Origin of the sequence: Arhodomonas aquaeolei DSM 8974 (assembly GCF_000374645.1) — a bacterium.
Classification (GTDB): Bacteria; Pseudomonadota; Gammaproteobacteria; order Nitrococcales; family Nitrococcaceae; genus Arhodomonas; species Arhodomonas aquaeolei.
The window spans coordinates 1-22,370 of the sequence record NZ_KB894828.1 but is presented as its reverse complement, the minus strand read 5'-3'; the positions used below and the strand labels follow the sequence as shown (position 1 = coordinate 22,370).

The following is a 22,370-nucleotide window of genomic DNA, read 5'->3' as shown; positions in this document are numbered from 1 at the left end:
ATGGTCATCGGCGCCAGCCCAAGGACAAGGAGGACCGCCCCATGGCGGGTTCGAGCAAGAAGGTCATCTTCGCCGCCCTCGGCGGCAACCTGCTGATCGCATGCACCAAGTTCGTCGCGGCCGTATTCACCGGCAGCTCCGCCATGTTCTCCGAGGGCGTGCACTCGCTGGTCGACACCGGCAACCAGATCCTGCTGCTCTACGGCATGCGTCGCGCCGCCCGCCCCGCAGATGCCGAGTACCCCTTCGGCTACGGCAAGGAGGTGTACTTCTGGAGCTTCGTCGTGGCGATCCTGATCTTCGCCGTGGGCGCCGGTATCTCGCTGTACGAGGGCATTCATCACATCATCGCGCCGGCGTCGATCAGCGACCCGTTCGTGAACTACATCGTCCTCGCCCTGGGCATGGTCTTCGAGGGGGCGGCGTGGTTCTTCGCCTGGACCGAGTTCAGCCGCGCCAAGGGCAAGCGGGGCTACCTGGAGGCGGTGCGCCGCGGCAAGGACCCGACCATGTTCGTGGTCCTCTTCGAGGACTCCGCCGCCATGCTCGGTCTGCTCACGGCCATGGCCGGCATCTTCTTTGCCGAGTACACCGGGCTGCTCTGGCTGGACGGCGTGGCCTCGGTGATCATCGGCTGCATCCTCGGCGCCACCGCCATCTGGCTGGCGGTCGAGACCAAGGGGCTGCTCATCGGCGAGGCCGCCAACCGGCCGGTGATCGACGGCATCCGCGAGCTCGCCGCGGACGTCCCCTCCATCGAGCGTGTCCACGAGGTGCTGACCATGCACATGGGGCCGGACTTCCTGCTCGTGAACATCAGCGTGAAGTTCGCCCCCGGGACCGTCGCCGCCGATATGGAGGCCGCCATCGCCGGCCTCGACGGCCGCATCAAGGAGGCCTACCCGCAGGCGCGCCGTATCTTCGTCGAGGCCGAGGGGCGTGCGGAGGCGGGACCCTGAAGGCGGCCGGCGTGGGTCCTGTCCCGTTTCTTGCCGTCAGGCGTGGACTCGCATCCACGGGGCCAGGCCTGGCACCCCGGCCGTAGGGCTCGAGCCCGATCTCGATACGCGATGGGCCGGTGATTCCGATAAGGCGCGGTGGGAGCCGTGGGCGCCCCGGCGGCTCATAGGCGCGCCACCACGCCTCCCATTTCGATGCCCGACGAGGCCCGCGCCAACCGCCATGGCAGCCGGTGCCCCTCCACGCATGAGGTGATAGGCGGGGAAGGGGCCGTCACCCCGCGCGGCCGGGGTGGGCGGATGCCATGGATCACCGGGGCGCGGCCCTGACCATGACACCGAAGTTCCTACTCAAGGCAGGAAAACGACGGACCGGCAATCCATTGCCCGTCGCCAGCATTTGCGCCCCCCGGGTGGCTGCTTCAAGAAAGCCCCGGCGGGATGTCGAGGAGCACTGGTGCTGTCGCCGTCGACACGAAACCGGCCTAGCCCGGAATCGATACCGCACGCGCCATGCCTTGCCCACCCCCACCCTCCCACCATGCAGCTCGTGTGAATAAACACTAGTTCTGATGACAGCGCATTAATGGCCGCCGTAGACCTTGTTGGGCAGCCAGGTGATCAGGTCCGGGAACAGTACCACCAGCGTCAGACCTACCAGCTGAAGAGCCAGAAACGGCAACGCCGACTTGAAGATGGTAGACATCGGTATCTCTGCCGGCGTCACGCCCCGTATGTAGAACAGCGCGTAGCCGAATGGCGGACTCAGGAACGACATCTGCATGTTCACCAGATACAGCACGCCGAACCACAGCGCCACGTTGCCCGGCTCCACGCCGTCCAGCCCGAACAGGCCGTTGAACTCCAGGCCGCTAATCAGCGGCACGAAGATCGGCACCGCGAGCAGGAGGATGCCCACCCAGTCCAGGAACATCCCGAGGAAAATGAGGATGAGCATCATGATCGCGAGGATGCCGTAGGAGTGCAGACCGGAGCCACGGATCAGCTCCTGCACGAACTCCTGTCCGCCCTGGAGGATATAGAAGCCCACGAAGATAGTGGCGCCGAAGGCGATCCAGAGCACCATCGCGGTGGCCTTCAGCGTCGTCATGCAGGCCGCGTGCATATTCGGCCAGGTGAGCCGGCCGTGCATCAGGGCAACGATCATCGCGCCGAGCGTACCGATACCCGCTGCCTCCACCGGCGTCGCCAGGCCGGTGAAGATCACGCCGAGCACCAGAATGACAAGCGCCACCGGTGCCAGCATACCGCGCAGCAGACGCATCTTCTCCGTGAAGCTGACACGGTCCTCCGGCGGTAGCGGCGGCGCCGTGCCGGGCTTCAACGTTGCCCGCAGCCAGACGTAGGCCATGTACATGCCCGACAGAAGCAGGCCAGGGATCACCGAGCCAATGTAGAGCTCGCCGACGGACTGCTGTGCCACCACGCCGTAGATGATGGCGAGGATCGACGGCGGGATCAGGATGCCGAGCGTACCGCCGGCCATGATCGAGCCGAGTGCGATCTTCGGGTCGTAGTTGCGCTTGAGCATTGCGGGCAGGGCGATGATGCCCATGGTCACCACCGCCGCGCCGATCACACCCACCATCGCGGCCAGCAGCGTGGACGCGAAGACCGTGGCGATGCCGAGACCGCCCTTCAGCCCGCCCATCCACTTGTAGATGACGTCGAACAGCTCCTCGATCAGCCCGGCCTTCTCCAGGATCGCCGCCATGAAGATGAACAGCGGTATCGCGGAGAGCTGGTAGTTGGTCATCAACGGGAAGATCCGCGATGGGATCAGGTTGAGCATGTAGTGATCCCCGATCAGGTATAGGAACACCACGCCCAGGCCGCCGGTGACGAAGGCCAGCGGCAGGCCGCAGAGCAGCACCACAAGCAGCGAACCGAACATGATCCAGGTAATGGAGCCGATGCCGACGTCACCCAGACTGCTCTCCAGCGTGAACAGGAAGTAGCCCTCGTCATAGAAGGCGATGTTGATGAGCTCGATTACCGTAATGGCCACGATGGCGAGGCCGATAACGAGCAGGATGCGCGACAGCAGCAGTCCCTCGGTGTGGAGCCGTACCGCCTGACGATAGATCTGGACGTCCTTGATGAAGCGTGCCAGCCCCTGCAACAGCAGCAGCACGCCGCCGAAGAAGATCGTGAACTTCACCGGGTAGTACTCGATCGCCCACTCGGTGAAGGACACCTCGTTGCGATAGCCGGTCGCGAAGAAGAAGTGCTCACCCGACATCGCCTGGGAGAAGAAGATCCAGCCGGTGAAGATCAGGGCCCACATGAAGATGAAGAAGAACGTCGCCGTCACCAGATCCAACGACGCCCGTGTCAGGGGCTTGAATCGGGCGTAGAGCACGTCGACACGCACATGGCCGTCCTCGCGTAGCGTGTAGGCGCCGGCCACCAGGTACTGCATGCCGAACATCAGGAACATGGATTCGTGTACCCAGTTCGTCGGGGAGTTCAGCGCATAGCGCACGAACACCTCGTAGCTGTAGACGAACGGGGCGATCATCGCCCAGTAGCCGACGTAGCGGCCGGTAAAGCCCGAGATCGTGTCCGCCAGCCGGGTGATGGCATTGCCCGGCGCCTCCGGCACCTCGCCCGCCGTGGGGACCTCCTCGGTGGACGTGCCGCTGACCGTGCCCCCGCGGCGGAAGCTTCGGTCGACCATGAACATCACGACCAGCGGACCGATGAGCAGCACCGACCAGTACAGCCAGTGCGGCAATACGAAATTGACCTGCAGGTTCATCGATAATCTCCGCACCAACGGCCGCGCCCTCCCTGGCGCGGCACGCAGTGAAATCGGGGGCTCCCTTAAAGGGAAGGCCCCCGCCCCCAGACGCGAGATTCAGATATTGAGCTCGTGGCCCTTGATGTCTTCTTCGGTGATCACCGCGACGGCGGGATCCTGCATCGTCTTGAGATGGATCTGGAAGAACCGGGCCGCGTCGGGGTCCTTGTTGGCCCACTTGAACCACAGCGGGATGGCGGCCTTGCGGAACTTGTCCGCGTCGTCTTCGGAGAGGTGAATGACCTCCACGCCTTTCTCCGCGTACTTGGGCCACGCCTTGGCGTTGGCCGTCTGGATGGCGGCGTAGTGCTCGCGTGAGTAGGCCGCGACCAGCTCGTGCATGACGTCCTGGGTCGCCTTGGACATCTTCTCGTAGACGCGGCGGTTGACCGAGAAGTCCATGAGGTCGACCGGCTGGTGCAGGCAGGGCGTCGAGGGCGGGCCCATGATGATGTAGTCCGCCACCTGCCAGAAGCCGAGCTCGTAGTTCACCGCGGCACCCACGTAATCGGCGGCGTCGATGGTGCCCTTCTCCAGCGCCGGGTAGACGTCGGAGCCCGGGAGCAGCGTGGTACGGGCGCCCACGGACGCGAACGTCTCCGCCACGATGCCGCCGGGCATGCGCAGCTTGACGCCCTTGAAGTCGTCGAAGCTGCGCAGCGGCTTCTTCGAGTGGATGAGGTTCATGTCGTGGTGGATGTAGCCTAGGAACTCCAGCCCCTGCTTGTGGTAGAGGTCCTTGACGAAGCCCATGCCGCCGTAGGCGCCGAACATCATGTCCCAGTGGTGGGGCATGGATAGCGCCATGGGGTAGGAGCTCATGAATACGCCGGCGGGCATCTTGCCGGCCCAGTACACCGTGAACCAGTTCATGCCGTCGAGCACGCCGTTGCGCACGGCGTCGGCGAGCTCAAAGGCGCCGGCGACGGACCCCGCCGAATACGGTTCCACCGTGACCTCGCCGCTGGTCAGCTCCTTCACGCGCCCCGCCCAGCTTTCGAATGTCTTATAGCCGGTAGTGCCCGCCTGCCAGGAGGTCTGCACGCGAAGCTTGATGCCGTTGGCCGCACTTGCATTGCGGATGTAAGGCGCACCCAGTGCCGCCGCGCCGCCCGCCCCAAGGGCCGCGGTCTTGAGGAATTTGCGTCGGCTGGTACCGGCGCGCTCATCAGGACGATCAGTATTCTCGGTCATGCCGCTCTCCTCCTCATAAAGCCCCTGCCGGGCGCTCTTTCGCTTCCGTCTTGTCACGCCCTTCTGAAAGGGGCGCTCGCCGTAAAGCTTAGTCGACTACCGCCGTCTTACACGTCGATCGGTGACGCGCTGGATCTCGCGGTTGCGGGGGGACGCATGCTGCAGCCTGTCGTCGCTGACACGTCCTGGATCGACGATACCCTCGGGCGGTTTCTTTTCTTCTGGTCTTGGATATTCAGAGTATCAGGACATCTGGACAGCGCCAGTGTCCGGAGCATCGGTAGTCGTGAGGAACATCGAGGGGGACTGAAATGGATATTACGTCAGCTTTGCGGTCTCCGGACTGCTCGGGGTATCACGCGGATCATTCGTCGGCGGGCTGATCGGCATTTCCGGCGCCAGCCTCCATGCCAAGACCTTTTCCATGGATGGCGAGCGGGTGTTCGTCGGCTCGTTCAACTTCGGTGCCCGCTCCGCGAACCTCAACACGGAATCGGGCTTCCTCATCGACAGCCCCTCGCTCGCCCGGCGCATCGACGAGGCGTTACATCATCGCGCCACCGCCATCTGGCTGGCGGTCGAGACCAAGGGGCTGCTCATCGGCGAGGCCGCCAACCGGCCGGTGATCGACGGCATCCGCGAGCTCGCCGCGGACGTCCCCTCCATCGAGCGTGTCCACGAGGTGCTGACCATGCACATGGGGCCGGACTTCCTGCTCGTGAACATCAGCGTGAAGTTCGCCCCCGGCACCGTCGCCACGGACATGGAGGCCGCCATCGCCGGTCTCGATGCCCGCATCAAGGGGAGCTATCCCGAGGCCCGCCGCATCTTCGTCGAGGCCGAGGGGCGCGCCGGGGCGTAGACCCGGGGGCTCACACGGCGGCCGGCGCGACAGCGCCGGTCACCGCATGCCGGTATGCCGTCCCGGCCTTCGAGGTCGCCGATTCCCGGTGCGGCGTCCGCGTACGCGGCGTGTCCGGTGGCTGTAGTGGCGGTCCTCCGTCGAGTTGCCGGTGGAAGAGGGCGGCGAGCGCCGGCGGGGGGTGTTCTTGCTCCGGTTATAAGAAAAAGAATACGTTTTCTTTCCATTTCTACACCGGTTCGATACCCTCCGTTTATGAGAATGAGTGTCATTCACTTTCAGTCAGGGAAATCGGAGGGTCCATGCCAGCCAGCCAACACCCGTGCAGGCGCAGCCGGGCGGGGGTGCCCGCGGTTACCGCGCTGCTCATTGCCGGTGCGGTCCACGCCCAGGACAGCGGCGACGACGCATCGGGGTCCATCACCCTGGACGAGGTGAACATCGAGGCGGGGGATCTCCAGGGCCTCAGTGCCTGGGCCCCCTTCTCCGGCTACAACGCGACCCAGAGTGCCGGTGCGACCAAGACCGACACGCCCCTGAGCGAGACCCCGCAGTCCGTCACCGTGATCGGCGAGGACCAGATCGCGGACCAGCACGCCCGCAGTCTGCGCGAGGTGCTGCGCTACACCGGGGGCACCGTGCCCGAGGTTCGCGGCAACGTGGCCACCCGCTACGATCAGGTGCGACTGCGCGGCTTCCTGCCGGAGGTCTACCTGGATGGCCTGTACACCGTGGGCGGTTACTACGCCGAGCCCCAGGTGGACCCGTACCTGGTGGAGCGCGTGGAGGTCATCAAGGGGCCGGCCTCCGTGCTCTACGGACAGACGCCGCCCGGCGGGCTGGTCAATATGGTGAGCAAGCGCCCGCGGGACGAGCGCCACGGCGAGATCAGCCTGGGCATCGGCTCCTCCGATCTCCGCGAGGGCGCGTTCGACGTGGGCGGACCGCTGGGCGAGGACGGCCGGCTGAGCTACCGGCTGACCGGCATCGGCATGAGCGCCGACGGCGGGGTGGAAACCACCGAGGAGGAGCGCTACTCCTTCGCGCCGGCGCTGACCTGGCGGCCCACGGACGAGACCGCGATCACCCTGCTCGCGAGCTATCGCGCGGATCCGGAATCGACCGCGTACGGGTCCGTTCCGGTCAACGGCTCGCTGCTGGACAACCCCAACGGTGAGCTGCCCCGCGACTTCTACGACGGCGACACCGGCTTCGAGGACTTCGATCGCAAGCAGCGCATGATCGGCTATGCCCTCGATCACCAGTTCAATGACGTCCTCAGCTTCCGCCAGAACGTGCGCTACGAGCGGGTACGCGTCGACTACAAGAGCGTCTACGCCTCCTCGCTGATGGCGGACAACCGGACCCTGAGCCGCGCCACGGCGGCCTCGCGGGAGGACCTCGACGGCGTCGCCGTGGACAACCAGCTGATCGCGCGCTTCGATACCGGTGCCTGGGACCACACGATGCTCGCCGGCGTCGACTACCGTACCCAGAGCAACGACCGCGCCACCGGCTTCGGCACGGCGCCGACGCTGGACATCTACGACCCCGACAACAGCCAGTCCATCACCGACCCGGTGCGCACCGACTACGAGTCCGACTCGGAGCAGCTCGGTGGCTACCTCCAGGAGCAGGCGCGGGTCGGCTCCTGGGTGTTCCTGCTCGGTGGCCGTTACGACGACTTCGAGCAGATCTCGCGCACCGAGGGCAGCGAGACCGGCGACCTCGAGGACCACGCCTTCACCGGCCGCGCGGGCGCGCTCTACGAATTCGACAACGGCCTCTCGCCGTACGTCAGCTACATGGAGTCCTTCCAGCCCGAGACGGGCACCGACCGCAACGGGGAGACCTTCGATCCCACCCGCGGCGAGCAGTGGGAGGCGGGCGTGAAGTTCGTTCCCCCGGGCGAGAACGCGCTGGTGACCCTGTCCGCGTTCCAGCTCACCCAGAAGAACGTCACCACGCCCGATCCGGTGAACCCCACCTACAGCGTCCAGACCGGCGAGATCCGCGTGCGCGGTGCCGAGCTGGAGGGCAAGGCGAGCCTGGGCAACGGCCTCAGCGTCTCGGCCGTGTTCACCGTGCTCGACCCCGAGGTGACCGAGGCGAACGCCAGCGGCGCCGGTGTGAACCAGGAAGGCAACGCCCCCATCCAGACCCCGGAGCGCACCGGCTCGCTGTGGCTGGACTACGACGTCCCCGCCAGCGGCCGGCTGGGTGGCCTGGAGCTCGGCGGCGGCGTCCGCTACGTGGGCGAGCAGTACGCCGATTCCGCCAACGACGTCGAGGTCCCCTCGTACACGCTCCTGGATGCCGCGGTGCGCTACGACCTCGGCGCCTTCGACCGGTCCATGAACGGCTGGCGGATGGCACTCAACGTCAGCAACCTCACCGACAAGAAATACGTCACCTCCTGCTACGCCGACTACGGCTGGTGCTGGTGGGGCGAGGGCCGCAAGGCGACCCTGACGGTCAGCTACAACTGGAAGTAGGACCCAACCGGCCACGGACGGCCGGCCCCTCCGGGGGAAGCCCGTCAGCCGCACCCCGCGGCTGTCCCGTGCGTCACCCGCCCGTGGAGATGTTGGCTGCTGTAAGCGGTTTCACAAGACCCGCTGGTTCCGGGAGAGCCCCTCTCCCGCAAGGGGAGAGGGGTGTGGCACGGCCGTAGGTCGTCTGCTCCTGGCAGCCGACATCCCCGAGTCGGAGTTTATCCGGGCCGCTATCCGCGGGGAGCCGGAAAGCCTGGAGCGGAAACGCTATCTGGCCGTTTTCTTCGACGAAGCGGGTGCGTTATATGACCACAGGGCGCTGCGAATTACTGCGCTGGCACAATGCAGCGGAGAGAGCCAGCGGCATGCCAGCCGTCAACACATCGTAGGCGGGCAGCGACAGTCACGCGGGCGGCTCGTCGAGCCACGCGGTCATGGGAGGCTGGACGCCGAGGGCGAGCATGATCAGGGCCACGCCAAGCGACAGGCGTATCGCGATTGCCTCTCCTGCTTGTGGGTGTGTATCCGCTAGGACACCCCGTCGGCTTCGGGCGTGTGTCGCGAGACTCCGTGGCGCACAAACTGTTGCCGAACATGCGAACTGAGGCTCGCAAGAGGCTCCTGGGTCTTGTGTTCGGTCGCTACCACGAGAGCGACTGTAACCGGCGGGAGAGGCGGTAAGCCGGTGGCGGCAGCGGTGATCACTTTCGATGACTCCGGGGCGATGCCACGCATTGGTAATGCTGCCACGCCGAGCCCGGAGACGACGGCGCTCCACACACCTTCGCGGCTCGCACTGGTATAGACCGGCCGCCATCGTAAGTGCTGGCGATCGAGCGCACCGATAGCGCGTGCCCGATAGGCACAGCCCTGGGGAAAACACACCAGCGGCACCGGCTCGTCGGGGAGCCACTGAAGGCCCTCGTGCATCACCCAAACCAGCTCCTCGCGGTAGAGGCGATCCAGTTCCAGCTCCGCCGGCACGTCGTTGTCACAGCGGTTGATGAGCGCGAGGTCCAGCCGGCCCGTCGCGACGTGTTCCTCGAGCTCATCGGAGGCACTGCAGGTCACCTCGAGTTGGACCCGTGGGTGCCGCGCCTGAAAGCGGGCCAGCGCCTGGGAGAGGTCCTGGTGGGCCGCTTCGTCCGATAACCCCAGCCGCACCATACCTGTGAGCCGCGGTGCCCCGAGGGCGGCGGTCGCCTCGCCATGGAGACGAATGAGCTCGCGCGCATACCCAAGCAACGTCTCGCCGAGCGCGGTCAAGCCTCCCACACGTCCCTGCGTGCGCCGTACCAGGCGGTGACCGACGCGCTGCTCCAGGCGCTTGAGCTGCAGGCTGATGGTCGACTGGGTGCGATAGAGCCGCTGACCCGCGCCGGTGAAGCTGCCTTCCTCGGCGATTGCGACGAATACCCGCAGCAGATCGATATCGAGGTCTTTCATAGCAGCGCCTATTGGGTCTGCACATGATGTGCCCTCTGATAATTCATTTTGGCAATTTTGTCCACGCATCTATGGTCGAAAGTGCGTGCCCGTGGCGACCGTGTCCCGTTGACGAGCCTGTGAAAAGGCGGAGGCGACCGCGCGCGTACAGGGAGGGATGCGCCTCGTCAGCCACTATCGCGCTTCACGTCGAGTTGGGCAGGCGTTTGAGTGCCCCTTTCAGAATGATGGCCGCGGGAGAGTTGCCATGAAGAACATCCAGCAGATCGTGGAACCGGAAATCCAACTGGTGGAGGATGAGACGCTGCGGGTGGTGCTAATGCGCACCTACGTGGAAGCTGCGCCGATGCTCGACGCAATTCAACGGTTCTTCGAGGAAGTTGCTGGCCAGGCGTGGCCGTCGGCGGCGAGGTGTCAGTTCTTCAAGAACTGGCGAAACCCCGCTATTGGTGCAGGAAGTTTTTGTGCCTTGACCTGCCGGTTGCTTCAAGAGGCGAGTCTGGCCGAACGTCAAAGCACCCGCCAATCCTCCCTCTTTCAAAGCGCGGCACGCATCGCTGAAGTGTCGAACGAAGACATGGGGTTGTGCGGCCGCAATCATGCTGCACTCTACGATGATATGGCCACCGCATTCTGCGGCACTGACACGTGGAAACTCCAGCGCTTCAGCCTGCCCGAAGCCACCGACTATTTGACCCGAGCCCGCGAGTACCGAGAGCGCGGCGAAGACATGGTTCAGGCGCTGATGATCTCGCTCGCCGAGGAGCTCTACAACCACGGTGAATTCACCTATATCGCGCCGTTATTCAAAAAATGGTACAGCCTCGTTCCGGGGTTGAGTGCGGAAAATCGCAAACGGGATCTCCAGTTCGTCTTCGAGCATGTGGGCGGTACTGAAAGTGGCCATTTCGCCAACATGGTGGAAGGCCTGGTTCATTACTGTCGAGCCTACGACATCGCGCCGGACTGGGAGGCCCTTAGTTGGTGCAACCGGGACTACATTCACGGCATCGCGAGCTCGTTCGAGCACCTGCGACAGGCGATGCAGCAGACGAGTGAACAGCCTCCGAGCGCGGCCGTAAACGCCTAGACAAACGACCACAGCGCGGGCATGCGTCCGTCCCGCGCTGCGTACGAAGCGACCGCGCGGAAAGGGAGCGCTATGGCGAGCGTACGAGCGACGTCGGAGCGTCCTGAAGACCGGCCCTATCGCTGGTGGGTGCTTGCCGCGGCGATGACCGCGCAGACGACGGCTGCGGTCTCGACTCAGGGTATTGGCGTGCTCGGCGGCTTTATCCAGGCTGATTTTGGTCTCACCAACGCCGGCGTCGGCGCTTTGGCCGGTGTGCTCAATGTCGCCCCCGTGCTCGGCCTGCTGTTCGTCGGCGCGTGGCTCGATCAGGCCGGCGAGCGCCTGGTGATCGGCACGGGCGCGTTTGTCATGGGGCTCAGCATGGCAGCCACGGGTCTGGTTACCGGGCTTGCCGGCTTGTTGGTGTGCCTGCTGTTTGTGGGAGTGGGTTATAGCACCGCTCAGCCAGGTGGCAGTAAGGCGGTCTTCCACTGGTTCGCTCCGCGGGAGCGCGGGTTGGCTATGGGCCTGCGGCAGGCCGGGCTACCGCTTGGCGGCGTGATGGCGGCTGCCCTTTTCCCGGGCATCGCGAATGATCTCGGCTGGCGCTCGGCCTTTCTGGCCGGCGCCGGAGTCGTGCTCGCCGGCGGCGCGTTGTTCTGTCTGGTGTACCACTCGCCCAATCGCGAAGGGCGGGCGGCATTGCCGGTAGGATCGTCGGATTTTATTCCGATGCGTTCGCACGCGCGTGCACTTCTCGCGTTACCGGCCTTCCGACTTGCAGCGTTCGCCGGCGTGGTGTTGATCACGCTGCAGACCATTGCGTTGATGTTTCTCGCACTCTATTACCGGGACAGCCTGGGAATGCCACTTACATTGGGCGCGGTTCACCTGCTGCTCATGCAGCTTGCCGGCGCGGCGGGGCGTATAGTGCTAGCGGCATTGAGCGATCGTATCGCTCGTGGCCGAACAGTAATGGTGGCGGCGACCGCCGTCGGTTGCCTGACAGGGCTGGTGGCCGTGGGGCTCGTCCCTGCGATAGACCCCGACCCTGTGCTGCTGTACGCAGCTTCGGCCTGGCTCGGCTTTTTCGGGTTTGGCTGGTATGGACCATGGGTAGCATGGATTACCGAGATCAGCCCTCATGAACGCCTCGGCACCACACTTGGCATCGCCATGGCGATCAATCAGATAGCTATCGTGGTGACCCCCATCGTCTTCGGTGCACTGGTTGACGCTGCTGGCGGTTATCGCTTGCCTGGAGCCGTGCTCATGGGGGTGATCGCCATGTACCTGGGCTACGCAAGCCTCGTTGCACCGCGCGTATCGCGTTCCTGAACAAATGGGTTACGAGCCCGTCGCCTGAGCTCGTCGGTCAGCGGTGCAGCCTGCATACGTTGTAGCGGTAGGAGCGTGGTTCAAAGTCAGGCGGGTGGTCGACGTCGCAGAGACCGGCCATGAGCGAGCGCGCTGGGCGTCGGTCACCCGGGTATTCCCCGACCCTTGTACCGGTCGTTGAGATAAGTTCCTCGGCGTGAGCCGACCGACTCGGCAGCCCCCGGATTGCAGCGGTGGAGCCTTTCCTTAAGAATTCCGGATTATGGGTATGGCGTCCCGCCTATCGGTTGGATGGCGACCTCCAAAAACGAAGGGCCAGGCTCCCCTGACCGTCGGAAGAAGCCCCGGCTGACCCGGTGACCTATAGGTCGTGCCGCTACCCGATCCCGTGCCTCGGGGATGTCGGGACCCACCCGTTTCTCAGGGCGAAGAACAGCAATGGACGGGGGCCGCAATGCATAGGGAATCGCGGGGATGGAGCGACTGGACTCAACGCGCGCTCTCCTGGTCGTTAGTCGCGTATTTCGCGCTTTTCGCGACCGGCCTTCACTACTGGGGGCCTCACGGTGGTCCTATGCGCATCATACAGGCGCCCCTGATGGCCTTGGTCCCCGTGGCGGAGGCGATGACCACTGTCTGGTACCTGCTATTGGGCGCTGTTGTGCTTCTTCTGGTGCTGGTCGTTCCTCTCGCGGCAATCCGAGTGATATGCCATGCCGTTTTTCCGCCGCGCCGCTTTTGACGAAGCCGTTACAGGTTTGTGAGCCGGCGCTCGGGACGGAAAACAGGGGCGGACCTCTTTGGGGATTCTGGTGCTTTGGTCGATTGCTGGTATAGGGCGGGAGAGCCAATGAAGGTGATGAACGTTCGTGTGCCCGATGAGTTGCGCAGGGCGGCGGAGCGCGAGGCGTCACTGAACGGCGTATACCGCTCGGAGCTCGTCCGGGCAGCTATCCGCGCGTACCTGGAAAACCTGGAGCGGGAACGCCATCTCGCCGTGTTTTTACAGCAAGTGCGTGCGGTATATGACGACGAGGCGCTGCGGGCTGACTCGCGCGATATTGCCAGTGCCATGAGCGAGGCGGAAGCTGGAGTCTGCGATTGGTGATGGGACTTTTCCATGGTGGGCATCTTGGTGTAGCGAAAAACGGCTGTCCCGGGGCCACGATGAATCCGGACGGGATAGCCCCGAAATCTCCTGATTAAATAAACTCGGCAGGCAGGACAAATGTCGGGTATTGCCCTGGTGGGCGGCACCGGAGGCGACGTGGTGCTACGGTTGAGGGACGTTGCAATGGGGTGACGGCCCGCCACCGCGGGTCCGGGTTACAGGGAGGGTAGCTTGGCGGCTTCGAAGTCCAGCTATTGGCGGTACTGGGGCAAGGCAAAGGCGGACAGGGACCAGCAGCCGGTACCGTGCCATCTCCTTCCGTATCACTGTCTCGATGTTGCTGCCGTCGGGTGGATCTTCCTCGAATTGTGTCCGTCGGTCGCGGCGCGCATGGCGATGTCGCTGGCGCTGGAGCCCGCCTCCTTTCGCCAGCTCTTTGCCTTTTCCCTGGTACTTCACGATATAGGTAAGTTCTCCCGGACCTTCCAGGGTCTGGCGCAACCGGACGAGCAGGGGCTGGTGCCACCGGTCCCCGGCATGAGCTACCACGAGCGCCATGATGCGCTGGGCGCGCTCGCCTGGTCCGAGGATCTGGTGCTTGCCCTCCCAGGGCGCCCGGAGAACGACCCGCTCGATTGGCTGGACCCGGAAGCCGAAGCAGCCCTGGACCTGTGGATGGGCTGCTTTTTCGGGCATCACGGCAAACCCGTGACTCCGGGCCAATCCCTAATGGAGGCACGTTTCACGGCGGAGGACCGTGCCGCACTCAGGAGCTTTGCTGACGACGCGGCACGCCTGTTGCCGCCGGTGTGGCCGCGGGAGCACCTCGCGGACGAGCATTGGCGATCCCGGGTCCTGGCGCCTGCAACCTGGCAGATCGCGGGACTGGCGACGCTCGCTGACTGGCTGGGGTCAAACGCTCACTACTTTCGTTACGTCACGGAGCCGCAGCCGCTGGAGCGGTACTGGCAGACCTGCGCCCTCCCGCGGGCCCGTGAAGCGCTGACCTCCAGCGGGCTTGTCGATCACGCGCGAGCCGTTCCCTTCCCCGGTTTTCAGGAGGAGTTCGGCTTCACGCCGTCGCCGCTTCAGTCCTGGGCGTCCAGCGTCACGCTTGCCGACGGACCTCAGCTTTTCCTGCTTGAGGACATCACCGGTTCGGGCAAGACGGAGGCCGCCCTGACGCTGACTCACCGCCTGCTTGCAGCGGGGCAGGCGGATGGCGTCTATTTCGGGCTGCCGACCATGGCGACGTCCAACGCGATGTACCGTCGGCTGGGGCAGCACTATCGCGGCTTTTTCCGGGACACCGATCATCCGTCCCTCGTACTATCCCATGGGGCACGCCATCTGAACGACACGTTTCAGGCGTCCATCATGCCCGAACCCAACGTTGACCGTCCGTATGGGGCCGGTGAGGACAGTGCCGGCGTGGCGTGCCGGAGCTGGTTTGCGGACACGCGCAAGAAGGCCCTGCTCGCCGAGGTCGGTGTGGGGACGATCGATCAGGCGCTGCTCGGCGTGTTGCCGCGAAGGCACCAGTCCCTGCGGCTGCTGGGGCTTGCGCGCAAGGTGCTCGTTGTCGACGAGGTGCATGCGTACGACACCTACACCAGGACGTTGCTCGCCGGGCTCCTGGAAGGGCACGTGCGTCAGGGTGGCTCCGCCATCCTCCTGTCCGCGACGATGCCCGCCGTGCTGCGCCGCGAGCTGTTACAGGCGTGGCAACGGGGACGGGGTGACACGTCCTCCGTTGAGGCCGTCCGCGACGAATTTCCGCTCGCAACGCACCTGGCTGATCCGGGGCTTGCCGAGGTGCCGGTCGAGACCCGTCGTGGAAGCGGGCGGCGGCTTCCGGTCGAGTTCGTGCACGATGCCGAACGCGCCGTGGAAATCGTGGTTGCGGCTGCCCGATCCGGTCAGTGCGTCTGCTGGATCAGGAACACCGTTGACGATGCGGTGGAGGCCTACCAGGAGCTTCAGGAGCGTCTGGACGACAGCGGCCGGGCGTTGCTGTTCCATGCCCGGTTCACCATGGGGGATCGCCAGCGCATAGAGAGCGAGGCCCTCGACCGTTTCGGCGGCCCCTCCACGGGGGAGGTCCGGCGCGGTTGCGTGCTGGTGGCTACCCAGGTGGTCGAGCAGAGTCTCGATCTGGACTTCGATGTGCTGATCACCGATCTCGCCCCGGTCGATCTGCTCGTACAGCGTGCCGGTCGTCTGCACCGGCATGCCCGCGATGCCGGCGGCAACCGCAGGCGTCCTGAGGAACCGGACGACCGGCCGGCACCGGTGCTGCATATCCTGGCCCCCGAGTGGGCCGACGATCCCCCGTCGGACTGGGTCCGTGCGGCCCTGCGCGGTACCAGCTACGTCTACCCCGACCCCGCCCAGCTGTGGTGTACCGCTCGGGTGTTGCGCGAGGAGGGAGGCCTCAGCCTCCCGGATCGGGCGCGCCCGCTGCTCGAGGCCGTGTACGGCGATGAGCCGTCCGTGCCGGAGTCACTGCTGGATGCCCACTACGAGGAATATGCGGGTCAGCGCACCGCGGCGTCGGGCGCACGTTTCAACGCCCTGAGCCTGGAGAGGGGATACACGTTCACCGGTGACGGTGCCGGCTGGGACGACGATCAGGAAATCGGCACACGGTTGTCGGACGAACGCACCGTTCAGGTGCTGCTGCTCCAGGAGAGCGACGAAGTCCTGATACCCTGGCACGACGGGGAGAGTCATCCGTGGGCGATGAGCATCGTGAACCTGCGCGAGAGCCAGGCGCAGCGCCTGCCGGCGCTGCCCGAACGGCTTGCCGCACAGGGCGACGCCCTGCGTGAGTCATATCCGTCTCTGCGGCATGTTCGTTTCTGGCTACCGCAGGCCCCGGGGACGGACGAACGCTCGCGTTACGACCCGGAGTTGGGAGTAGTGCTATCGCGAAAGGACATTGCGGGAGGAAAGGCATGAATCTGATAGACGATCCGTGGCTGCCGTTCAGGCGACGGGACGGCAGTATCGTTTACGGGCCGCCGGAGGTGATCGGCGACCCTGATGTCATCGATGTCGCCCCGGCGCGGGCGGATTTTCGCGGTGCCGCCTGGCAGTTCCTTATCGGCCTGGTGCAGACCGCGTCGGCCCCGGCGAACCACGGCGAGTGGGGGCGACTCTGGCGCGAGCCGCCGTCGCCGGAGGCATTGCGCCAACGCTTTGAAACATACCGCGCCGCGTTCGGCCTCCTGGGGGACGGCGCCCGGTTCATGCAGGACTTCCAACTTCCCGATAAGGCGAAGATCACGACCGTGGCCTCCCTGCTCATCGAATCGCCCGGCGAGCAGGGGCTCAAACAGAACACGGACCACTTCGTTAAGCGCGGTGTCGGTGAAGTGCTCTGCCCGGCATGTGCGGCGCTCGCTCTGTTCACGCTCCAGATCAACGGTCCGGCGGGCGGCACCGGCTACCGGGTCGGCGTGCGTGGCGGTGGGCCGCTGACCACGCTGATCCTGCCCCGGGAGGACGATGCCTCCCTGTGGCGGAAGCTGCTGCTCAACATCCTCCCGCGGGACACCCTCGGCTACGACGATTTCGAGCCGGACGATTGGCGGGTGTTCCCGTGGCTGGCGTCCACTCGCACGAGTGAGCCGAAGTCGCCGACGCTGGTAACCACCCCGGACGATGTTCACCCGCTGCACGTGTTCTGGGCCATGCCCAATCGCATCCGCCTGGAGACAGCCGGGGAGCACACGGATTGCCGGATCTGTGGCCGTGACACCGAGCGCGGTATTCGCCAGATCCGCATGACCAACTATGGCTACAACTACGCGGGAAGCTGGATCCATCCCTTGACGCCCTACCGGGAGGACCCACGCAAGAGCGATCCCCCGATTTCCCAAAAGGGCCAGCAGGGCGGTCTGGGGTACCGGCACTGGGAATCGCTGACGCTGGAGGACACGGAGCAGGCAGGCAACCTGCCGGCAAGGGTCGTCATGGACTACCAGCGCGGCAAGTACCGAGCGCTCCGCCGCCTTGGCGGTGCGAGCCGACGGGCACGCCTGTGGGTGTTCGGATATGACATGAAGCAGAACAAGCCCCGGGGTTGGTACAGCACGGAGATGCCATTGATCGCCGCGGACACGGCGGACCGGGACCGGCTCCTGGAGTGGGTGCGCCAGCTTGATGCCGCCGCGGACGGCGCCGCGTGGCGAACACGCAGTGCCGTGAAGGCGGCATGGTTCGCGCGGCCGGGGGACGCGCGAGGGGATTTCTCTTTCGTCGAGCAGCGCTTCCGCGAGGCGACCAGTGCGGCGTTCTACGCCTGCCTCGGCAAGCTCGGGGATGCGCTGGATTCGGCCGGCACGGTGATGCCCGCCGCTATCGCCGGACGCTGGCATCGGGCCGTGCGCACCGCCGCCCTCGGCGTTTTCGACGACCTGGCCCTGGCCGGGGATACGGAGGCCCAGGACCTCAAACGGGTCGTTGCCGCGCGTAACCGGTTGAACAGTTGGCTCGGCAATGGCCGGGAGATGAAACACCTCAGGGAAGCGGCCGCTGCACAGGAGGAGCCCGCATGAGTGACTTTGAGTTCCGTCCGCACGTACTGCGAGATCGCGACGGGGAGTCCGGCGTCGCGGACTGCGTGCTGCACTGGTGGGCGCGTCTGCTGGATGAACCTGCCTGGATGCACAGTGACGCGCGTAAGGGCTATTCCCCTGCGGTTCGAGCCGTGCTCCGGCGCGCGGAAAGCCCCGACGACGCGCTGCTTACCGAGGGGTTTCGCAGCCTGTGGTTCGCCCTGCCATCCGGTCGCCGCAAGTCGTGGGACATGCCGGCCTGGGGGTGCGTGGCAGCGGTCCTTGCCGAGGTGCGACGCCATACACCCGGCAGCAGCTTCGCCGCCGCCATGGGCGCGGAGAGCGAACGAGGCAGCGGCAAGCCGCGGGTGAGCGAGCTGCGCTTCCAGCAGCTGCTGCAGAGCAGCGACCTCCACGAACTGATGCGCCGTGCCCGCCGGGCCGTTCACCTGTTGGGCGACGAGGTGCACGTGGTTTCGCTTGCCGACGACCTGCTCCATTGGTACCGGGAGAAGGGCGGTGATTTCGCGTCCCGCCCGGACCGGCGGCTCGCCGTGCGGTGGGCCAACGACTACTTCACCCAGCTGCCGACCGGCCCGCGTGCTGGTGATACCGCTTGAACGATTCGCGATCAGGGAGTGACCCGTAATGACCAACTTCGTCCAGCTTCACCTGTTGACCTCCTATCCGCCGGCCAACCTCAACCGCGACGATCTGGGGCGGCCCAAGACCGCGCGCATGGGTGGTGTCGACCGTCTCCGCGTGTCTTCACAGAGCCTCAAGCGGCACTGGCGTACCTCGGAGGTGTTCGAGGAGGCGCTCGCCGGCCATATCGGGACCCGTACCAAGCGATTGGGCGCCGACGTCGAGCGGCACCTGGTCGATGGCGGGGTCAAGGAGAAGTCCGCGCACGAATGGGCGCGTGCCATCGCCGGCGTCTTCGGCAAGCTCCAGCAGAAGGACAGCGCCGATATCGAGCAGCTCGCGCATATCAGTCCCGAGGAGCGCGATGCGGTCTTCGCCCTCGCGGATACCCTGATCGCGGAGAACCGGGCGCCGGACGACGAGGAGCTGAAGCTCCTCCGGCACAGACCCTCGGCGGCCGATATCGCCCTGTTCGGGCGCATGCTCGCGGCGGATCCGGGCTTCAACGTCGAGGCGGCCTGCCAGGTGGCCCATGCGATAACCGTGCACCGGGTGGCGGTGGAAGACGACTACTTCACCGCCGTCGATGACCTCAACGAGGGCGACGAGGACATGGGCGCCGCCCATATCGGTGAGACGGGGTTCGCCGCCGGCCTGTTCTACAGCTACCTGTGCATCGATCGTGATCAGCTTGTCGCCAACCTGGATGGCGATGAGGCCCTCGCCGACCGTGCGATGGCGGCACTCACCGAGGCGGCGGTGAAGGTCTCGCCCCGCGGCAAGCAGAACAGCTTCGGCTCCCGTGCCTATGCATCCTACGTTCTGGCGGAGCGTGGTCCCCAGCAGCCCCGCTCCCTCTCCGTCGCATTCCTCAAGCCGGTGAAGGGCGAGGGGGATGATGCGGTCGATGCCCTCGAGCGGCAGGTCTCGAACTTCGACGCCGTCTACGGCGAGTGCGCGGACGGGCGTTGCCGTCTCAGCGCACTGACCGGCGAGGGTAGCCTGGACGCCCTCAAGCGTTTCGTTACACAGGGCTAGGGGGCGCGTCCATGGAATACCTCGTCTTCCAGTTATACGGCCCCCTGGCGAGCTGGGGGGAGCCGGCGACGGGCGAAGTCCGGCGGAGTTCGGGCCACCCGGGACGCTCCGCCATAATCGGCCTGCTCGCCGCCGCGCTCGGAATCACCCGCGACGATGAGTCGCAGCTCGCGGCATTGCGGGACGGTGTTATCGTCGCGGTGAAACAGCTCAGCCCCGGCGTGATGATCCAGGACTATCACACCGCCCAGGTTCCCGGTCAGGACCGCAAGGCGTGGCGCATGACCCGCCGGGACGAGCTCAGCGCGCGGAGTGATCGGCTGCACACCATCCTCTCCACACGCGAGTATCGCTGCGACGGTTACTGGCAGGTTGCGGTTCGCACAGCAGCCGGCTGCCCCTGGACCCTGGAGGCGATGGTCAACGCCCTGCGCCGTCCGCGTTTCCCGCTCTATTTGGGGCGCAAGTCCTGTCCGCCTGCGGCGCCGCTCGCGCCCCGCGTGGTGGAGGCCGGCGGTGTCCGCGGGGCGTTTGCCCGCGAATTCGATGCGTTCACGACGCTGGGGCGTGATGACGAGCGGCGCCTTTTGCGCATGAGCGGGGAGGTCGCTTACGCCTGGGAGGGCGACGGGGGCGATCTCGCTCCGCAGGAAACCCGTCACCCCCAGGATCAACCGCTGAACCGGGAGCGGTGGCAGTTCACGTCACGTCCCGAGCATTGGCATACGACCACGGAGGGTGCCTGAATGTATCTCTCCAGAGTCAGGGTTGCGCCGGAAGGGCTTGGGCCGAAGGCGTTGCAGATGCTCGTGCAGGGCGACGCCTACGGCAATCATCAGTTGCTATGGCGCCTGTTTCCGGACGATCACGCAGAGCGGCCGTTCCTCTTCCGCCAGGAGCTGGAGCGCGATTCGCATACTGTGGCGGAACCACGCGGGTTGCCGCTGTTCTACGTCCTGTCCACCGCCGAGCCGAGATCCGTGCCGGGATTGCTCGACTGTGAGAGCCGCGCCTTCGAGCCGCGTCTGCGTACCGGGCAGTGTCTGGCTTTCCGTCTGCGGGCCAATCCCGTCGTTGCCCGGCGTGAGGAGGGCCGCCGCCGTTCACGCCACCATGATGTCCTCATGGACGCGAAGCGGCAGGCCCGCCACGACGGGGTGACGGAACCGCCGGCCATCCAGGCGCACATGGACGAGGCGGCGCGCCGGTGGTTGGGCGACGAGAGTCGTAGTGACCGGGCCGGCTACCGTCTGCCGGCGGTGCCGCAGGTCAGCGGTTATCGACAGCACGCCTACCGCCGTCGCGGCCGCGAGATCCGCTTCAGCAGCGTGGACTACGAGGGCATCATCGAGGTCACGAGCCCCGAGCGCTTCCGGACGACGCTTGCCGAGGGTATCGGCCGCAGCAGGGCGTTCGGCTGCGGCATGTGGATGATCCGTCCGGTGTAGTCATGGCCGACGAGTTCGTCCCACTCAAGCCGATTCCGCTCAAGGAGCGGATGTCCATGGTGTTCGTCGGCCGTGGCCAGCTCGACGTGCGTGACGGTGCGTTCGTAGTGGTGGACGAGGTCAACGGAGAGCGCATGCATATCCCCGTGGGGGCCGTGGTCTGCATCCTGCTCGAGCCGGGAGCCCGTATCTCCCACGCGGCGGTGAAGCTGGCGGCCACCGTCGGCACCCTACTGATCTGGGTCGGCGAGGCCGGCGTTCGCCTCTATTCGGCCGGTCAGCCCGGTGGTGCGCGCTCCGACAAGCTGCTTTACCAGGCGCGCCTGGCGCTGGAGGAGACGTTGCGGCTCCGGGTGGTTCGCCGGATGTACGCCCTGCGCTTCCAGGAAGAGCCGCCCTCGCGGCGCTCGGTGGATCAGCTTCGGGGGATCGAGGGTGCACGCGTGCGCAAAATGTACGCCATGCTGGCCCGCCAGTACGGCATTACCTGGAAGGGCCGGCGCTATGACCCTTCCGACTGGGACCGGTCCGACCCCGTCAACAAGTGCCTGTCCGCGGCGACGTCCTGCCTTTACGGTGTCTGCGAGGCCGCCATCCTGGCCGCCGGCTATGCCCCCGCGATCGGATTCCTGCACACCGGCAAGCCGCAGAGCTTCGTCTACGATATCGCGGATATCGTCAAGTTCGAGACCGTGGTTCCGGTGGCCTTCCGTATCGCCGCGCGCAACCCCTCCCGTCCCGACCGGGAGGTCCGGATCGCCTGTCGCGAGTCCTTTCGCGAGACACGGCTACTGCAGCGGATCATCCCGCTCATCGAGGACGTCCTCTCGGCCGGTGGTGTCGACCCACCGCCGCCCGCGCCGGAAGCCCAGCCGCCTGCGATACCGGAGGCCGAGGCCATCGGCGATGCCGGTCACAGGAGCAAATAGCATGGCGATGCTCACGATCGTTACCGAGAACGTGCCGCCGCGTCTGCGCGGCCGGTTGGCGGTGTGGCTGCTGGAGGTCCGCGCCGGTGTCTACGTGGGCGATGTCTCCCGCCGGGTGCGGGAGATGATCTGGGAGCAGGCCAATGCCCTGGTCGGCGACGGCAATGTCGTCATGGCCTGGGCGAGCCGGCACGAGTCGGGCTTCGAGTTCCAGACATGCGGTCCCAACCGCCGTGTTCCGGTGGACTACGAAGGCCTGCGTTTGGTGCGGTTCGTGCCGGAACCGGAGGAGGGTTTGTAACTCCATGATTTCATGGTGTTCTTTAAAAATCTGGAAAGCGTCGGAAGCCGCCCGAAGGCTGGTGGAATTTCACGTTTCTCATAACGCCCGCTAAATCAGTAGGATACGGGAAGTGTGTTCCCCGCACCCGCGGGGCTGAACCGACT

17 protein-coding genes are annotated in these 22,370 nt (G+C 65.7%); 14 read left to right on the top strand and 3 right to left on the bottom strand.

Going from position 1 to position 22,370, the window contains the following annotated elements; translation table 11 throughout:
* Window positions 1–41: 41 nt before the first annotated feature.
* The gene (locus C516_RS0117435; RefSeq protein WP_018719705.1) at window positions 42–959 is read left to right on the top strand and encodes a cation diffusion facilitator family transporter; all 918 of its coding nucleotides are present in this window, start codon (window positions 42–44) and stop codon (window positions 957–959) included.
* A 583-nt stretch (window positions 960–1,542) separates the two neighbouring features.
* Here C516_RS0117435 and C516_RS0117430 read toward each other — a convergent pair.
* Window positions 1,543–3,741 carry a TRAP transporter large permease subunit gene (locus C516_RS0117430; RefSeq protein WP_018719704.1) on the bottom strand — a complete coding sequence of 733 codons (2,199 nt, stop codon included), beginning with the start codon at window positions 3,739–3,741 and terminating at the stop codon, window positions 1,543–1,545.
* Between the two features lie 99 nt (window positions 3,742–3,840).
* Window positions 3,841–4,977, bottom strand: coding sequence for a TRAP transporter substrate-binding protein DctP (gene dctP / locus C516_RS0117425; protein ID WP_018719703.1), 1,137 nt, complete (start codon window positions 4,975–4,977; stop codon window positions 3,841–3,843).
* Between the two features lie 343 nt (window positions 4,978–5,320).
* Here dctP and C516_RS21645 point away from each other — a divergent pair, with 343 nt between their 5' ends.
* Together C516_RS21645 and C516_RS20090 are read left to right on the top strand one after the other, a co-directional pair.
* Window positions 5,321–5,839, top strand: coding sequence for a phospholipase D-like domain-containing protein (locus C516_RS21645; RefSeq protein WP_342662987.1), 519 nt, complete (start codon window positions 5,321–5,323; stop codon window positions 5,837–5,839).
* Between the two features lie 302 nt (window positions 5,840–6,141).
* Window positions 6,142–8,334 (top strand): TonB-dependent siderophore receptor, encoded by a 2,193-nt coding sequence (locus tag C516_RS20090; RefSeq protein WP_040409704.1) that lies wholly within the window; start codon window positions 6,142–6,144, stop codon window positions 8,332–8,334.
* A gap of 528 nt (window positions 8,335–8,862) precedes the next feature.
* On the opposite strand, the gene C516_RS20085 is transcribed toward C516_RS20090, so the two are convergent.
* Complete coding sequence (locus C516_RS20085; RefSeq protein ID WP_018719700.1) at window positions 8,863–9,780, bottom strand: LysR substrate-binding domain-containing protein; 918 nt, start codon at window positions 9,778–9,780, stop codon at window positions 8,863–8,865.
* 247 nt (window positions 9,781–10,027) lie between these two features.
* On the opposite strand from C516_RS20085, the gene C516_RS0117405 reads away from it, so the two are divergent.
* The 11 genes from C516_RS0117405 to cas2e all read left to right on the top strand — a co-directional run bounded on the left by C516_RS0117405 (window position 10,028) and on the right by cas2e (window position 22,224).
* Window positions 10,028–10,870, top strand: a complete 843-nt coding sequence (locus C516_RS0117405; protein WP_018719699.1) for a hypothetical protein — start codon at window positions 10,028–10,030, stop codon at window positions 10,868–10,870.
* A 72-nt stretch (window positions 10,871–10,942) separates the two neighbouring features.
* Window positions 10,943–12,190 carry an MFS transporter gene (locus C516_RS20080; RefSeq protein WP_018719698.1) on the top strand — a complete coding sequence of 416 codons (1,248 nt, stop codon included), beginning with the start codon at window positions 10,943–10,945 and terminating at the stop codon, window positions 12,188–12,190.
* Window positions 12,191–13,040: 850 nt separating this feature from the next.
* The gene (locus C516_RS20075; RefSeq protein ID WP_018719696.1) at window positions 13,041–13,298 is read left to right on the top strand and encodes a ribbon-helix-helix domain-containing protein; all 258 of its coding nucleotides are present in this window, start codon (window positions 13,041–13,043) and stop codon (window positions 13,296–13,298) included.
* Window positions 13,299–13,532: 234 nt separating this feature from the next.
* The gene (locus C516_RS0117385; protein ID WP_018719695.1) at window positions 13,533–16,262 is read left to right on the top strand and encodes a CRISPR-associated helicase/endonuclease Cas3; all 2,730 of its coding nucleotides are present in this window, start codon (window positions 13,533–13,535) and stop codon (window positions 16,260–16,262) included.
* Window positions 16,259–17,863, top strand: coding sequence for a type I-E CRISPR-associated protein Cse1/CasA (gene casA, locus C516_RS0117380; protein WP_018719694.1), 1,605 nt, complete (start codon window positions 16,259–16,261; stop codon window positions 17,861–17,863). The genes C516_RS0117385 and casA overlap by 4 nt, the downstream gene beginning before the upstream one ends.
* Window positions 17,860–18,483 carry a type I-E CRISPR-associated protein Cse2/CasB gene (gene casB / locus C516_RS0117375; RefSeq protein ID WP_018719693.1) on the top strand — a complete coding sequence of 208 codons (624 nt, stop codon included), beginning with the start codon at window positions 17,860–17,862 and terminating at the stop codon, window positions 18,481–18,483. The genes casA and casB overlap by 4 nt, the downstream gene beginning before the upstream one ends.
* Window positions 18,484–18,511: 28 nt before the next feature.
* Window positions 18,512–19,546 carry a type I-E CRISPR-associated protein Cas7/Cse4/CasC gene (gene cas7e / locus C516_RS0117370; protein WP_018719692.1) on the top strand — a complete coding sequence of 345 codons (1,035 nt, stop codon included), beginning with the start codon at window positions 18,512–18,514 and terminating at the stop codon, window positions 19,544–19,546.
* 11 nt (window positions 19,547–19,557) lie between these two features.
* On the top strand, window positions 19,558–20,292 hold the full coding sequence (cas5e, locus tag C516_RS0117365; protein WP_018719691.1) for a type I-E CRISPR-associated protein Cas5/CasD: 735 nt from the start codon (window positions 19,558–19,560) through the stop codon (window positions 20,290–20,292).
* The gene (gene cas6e / locus C516_RS0117360; RefSeq protein WP_026321270.1) at window positions 20,293–20,994 is read left to right on the top strand and encodes a type I-E CRISPR-associated protein Cas6/Cse3/CasE; all 702 of its coding nucleotides are present in this window, start codon (window positions 20,293–20,295) and stop codon (window positions 20,992–20,994) included.
* 2 nt (window positions 20,995–20,996) lie between these two features.
* Window positions 20,997–21,923 carry a type I-E CRISPR-associated endonuclease Cas1e gene (gene cas1e, locus C516_RS0117355; RefSeq protein ID WP_018719689.1) on the top strand — a complete coding sequence of 309 codons (927 nt, stop codon included), beginning with the start codon at window positions 20,997–20,999 and terminating at the stop codon, window positions 21,921–21,923.
* A 7-nt stretch (window positions 21,924–21,930) separates the two neighbouring features.
* Window positions 21,931–22,224, top strand: a complete 294-nt coding sequence (gene cas2e, locus C516_RS0117350; protein WP_342662986.1) for a type I-E CRISPR-associated endoribonuclease Cas2e — start codon at window positions 21,931–21,933, stop codon at window positions 22,222–22,224.
* Window positions 22,225–22,370: the final 146 nt, after the last annotated feature.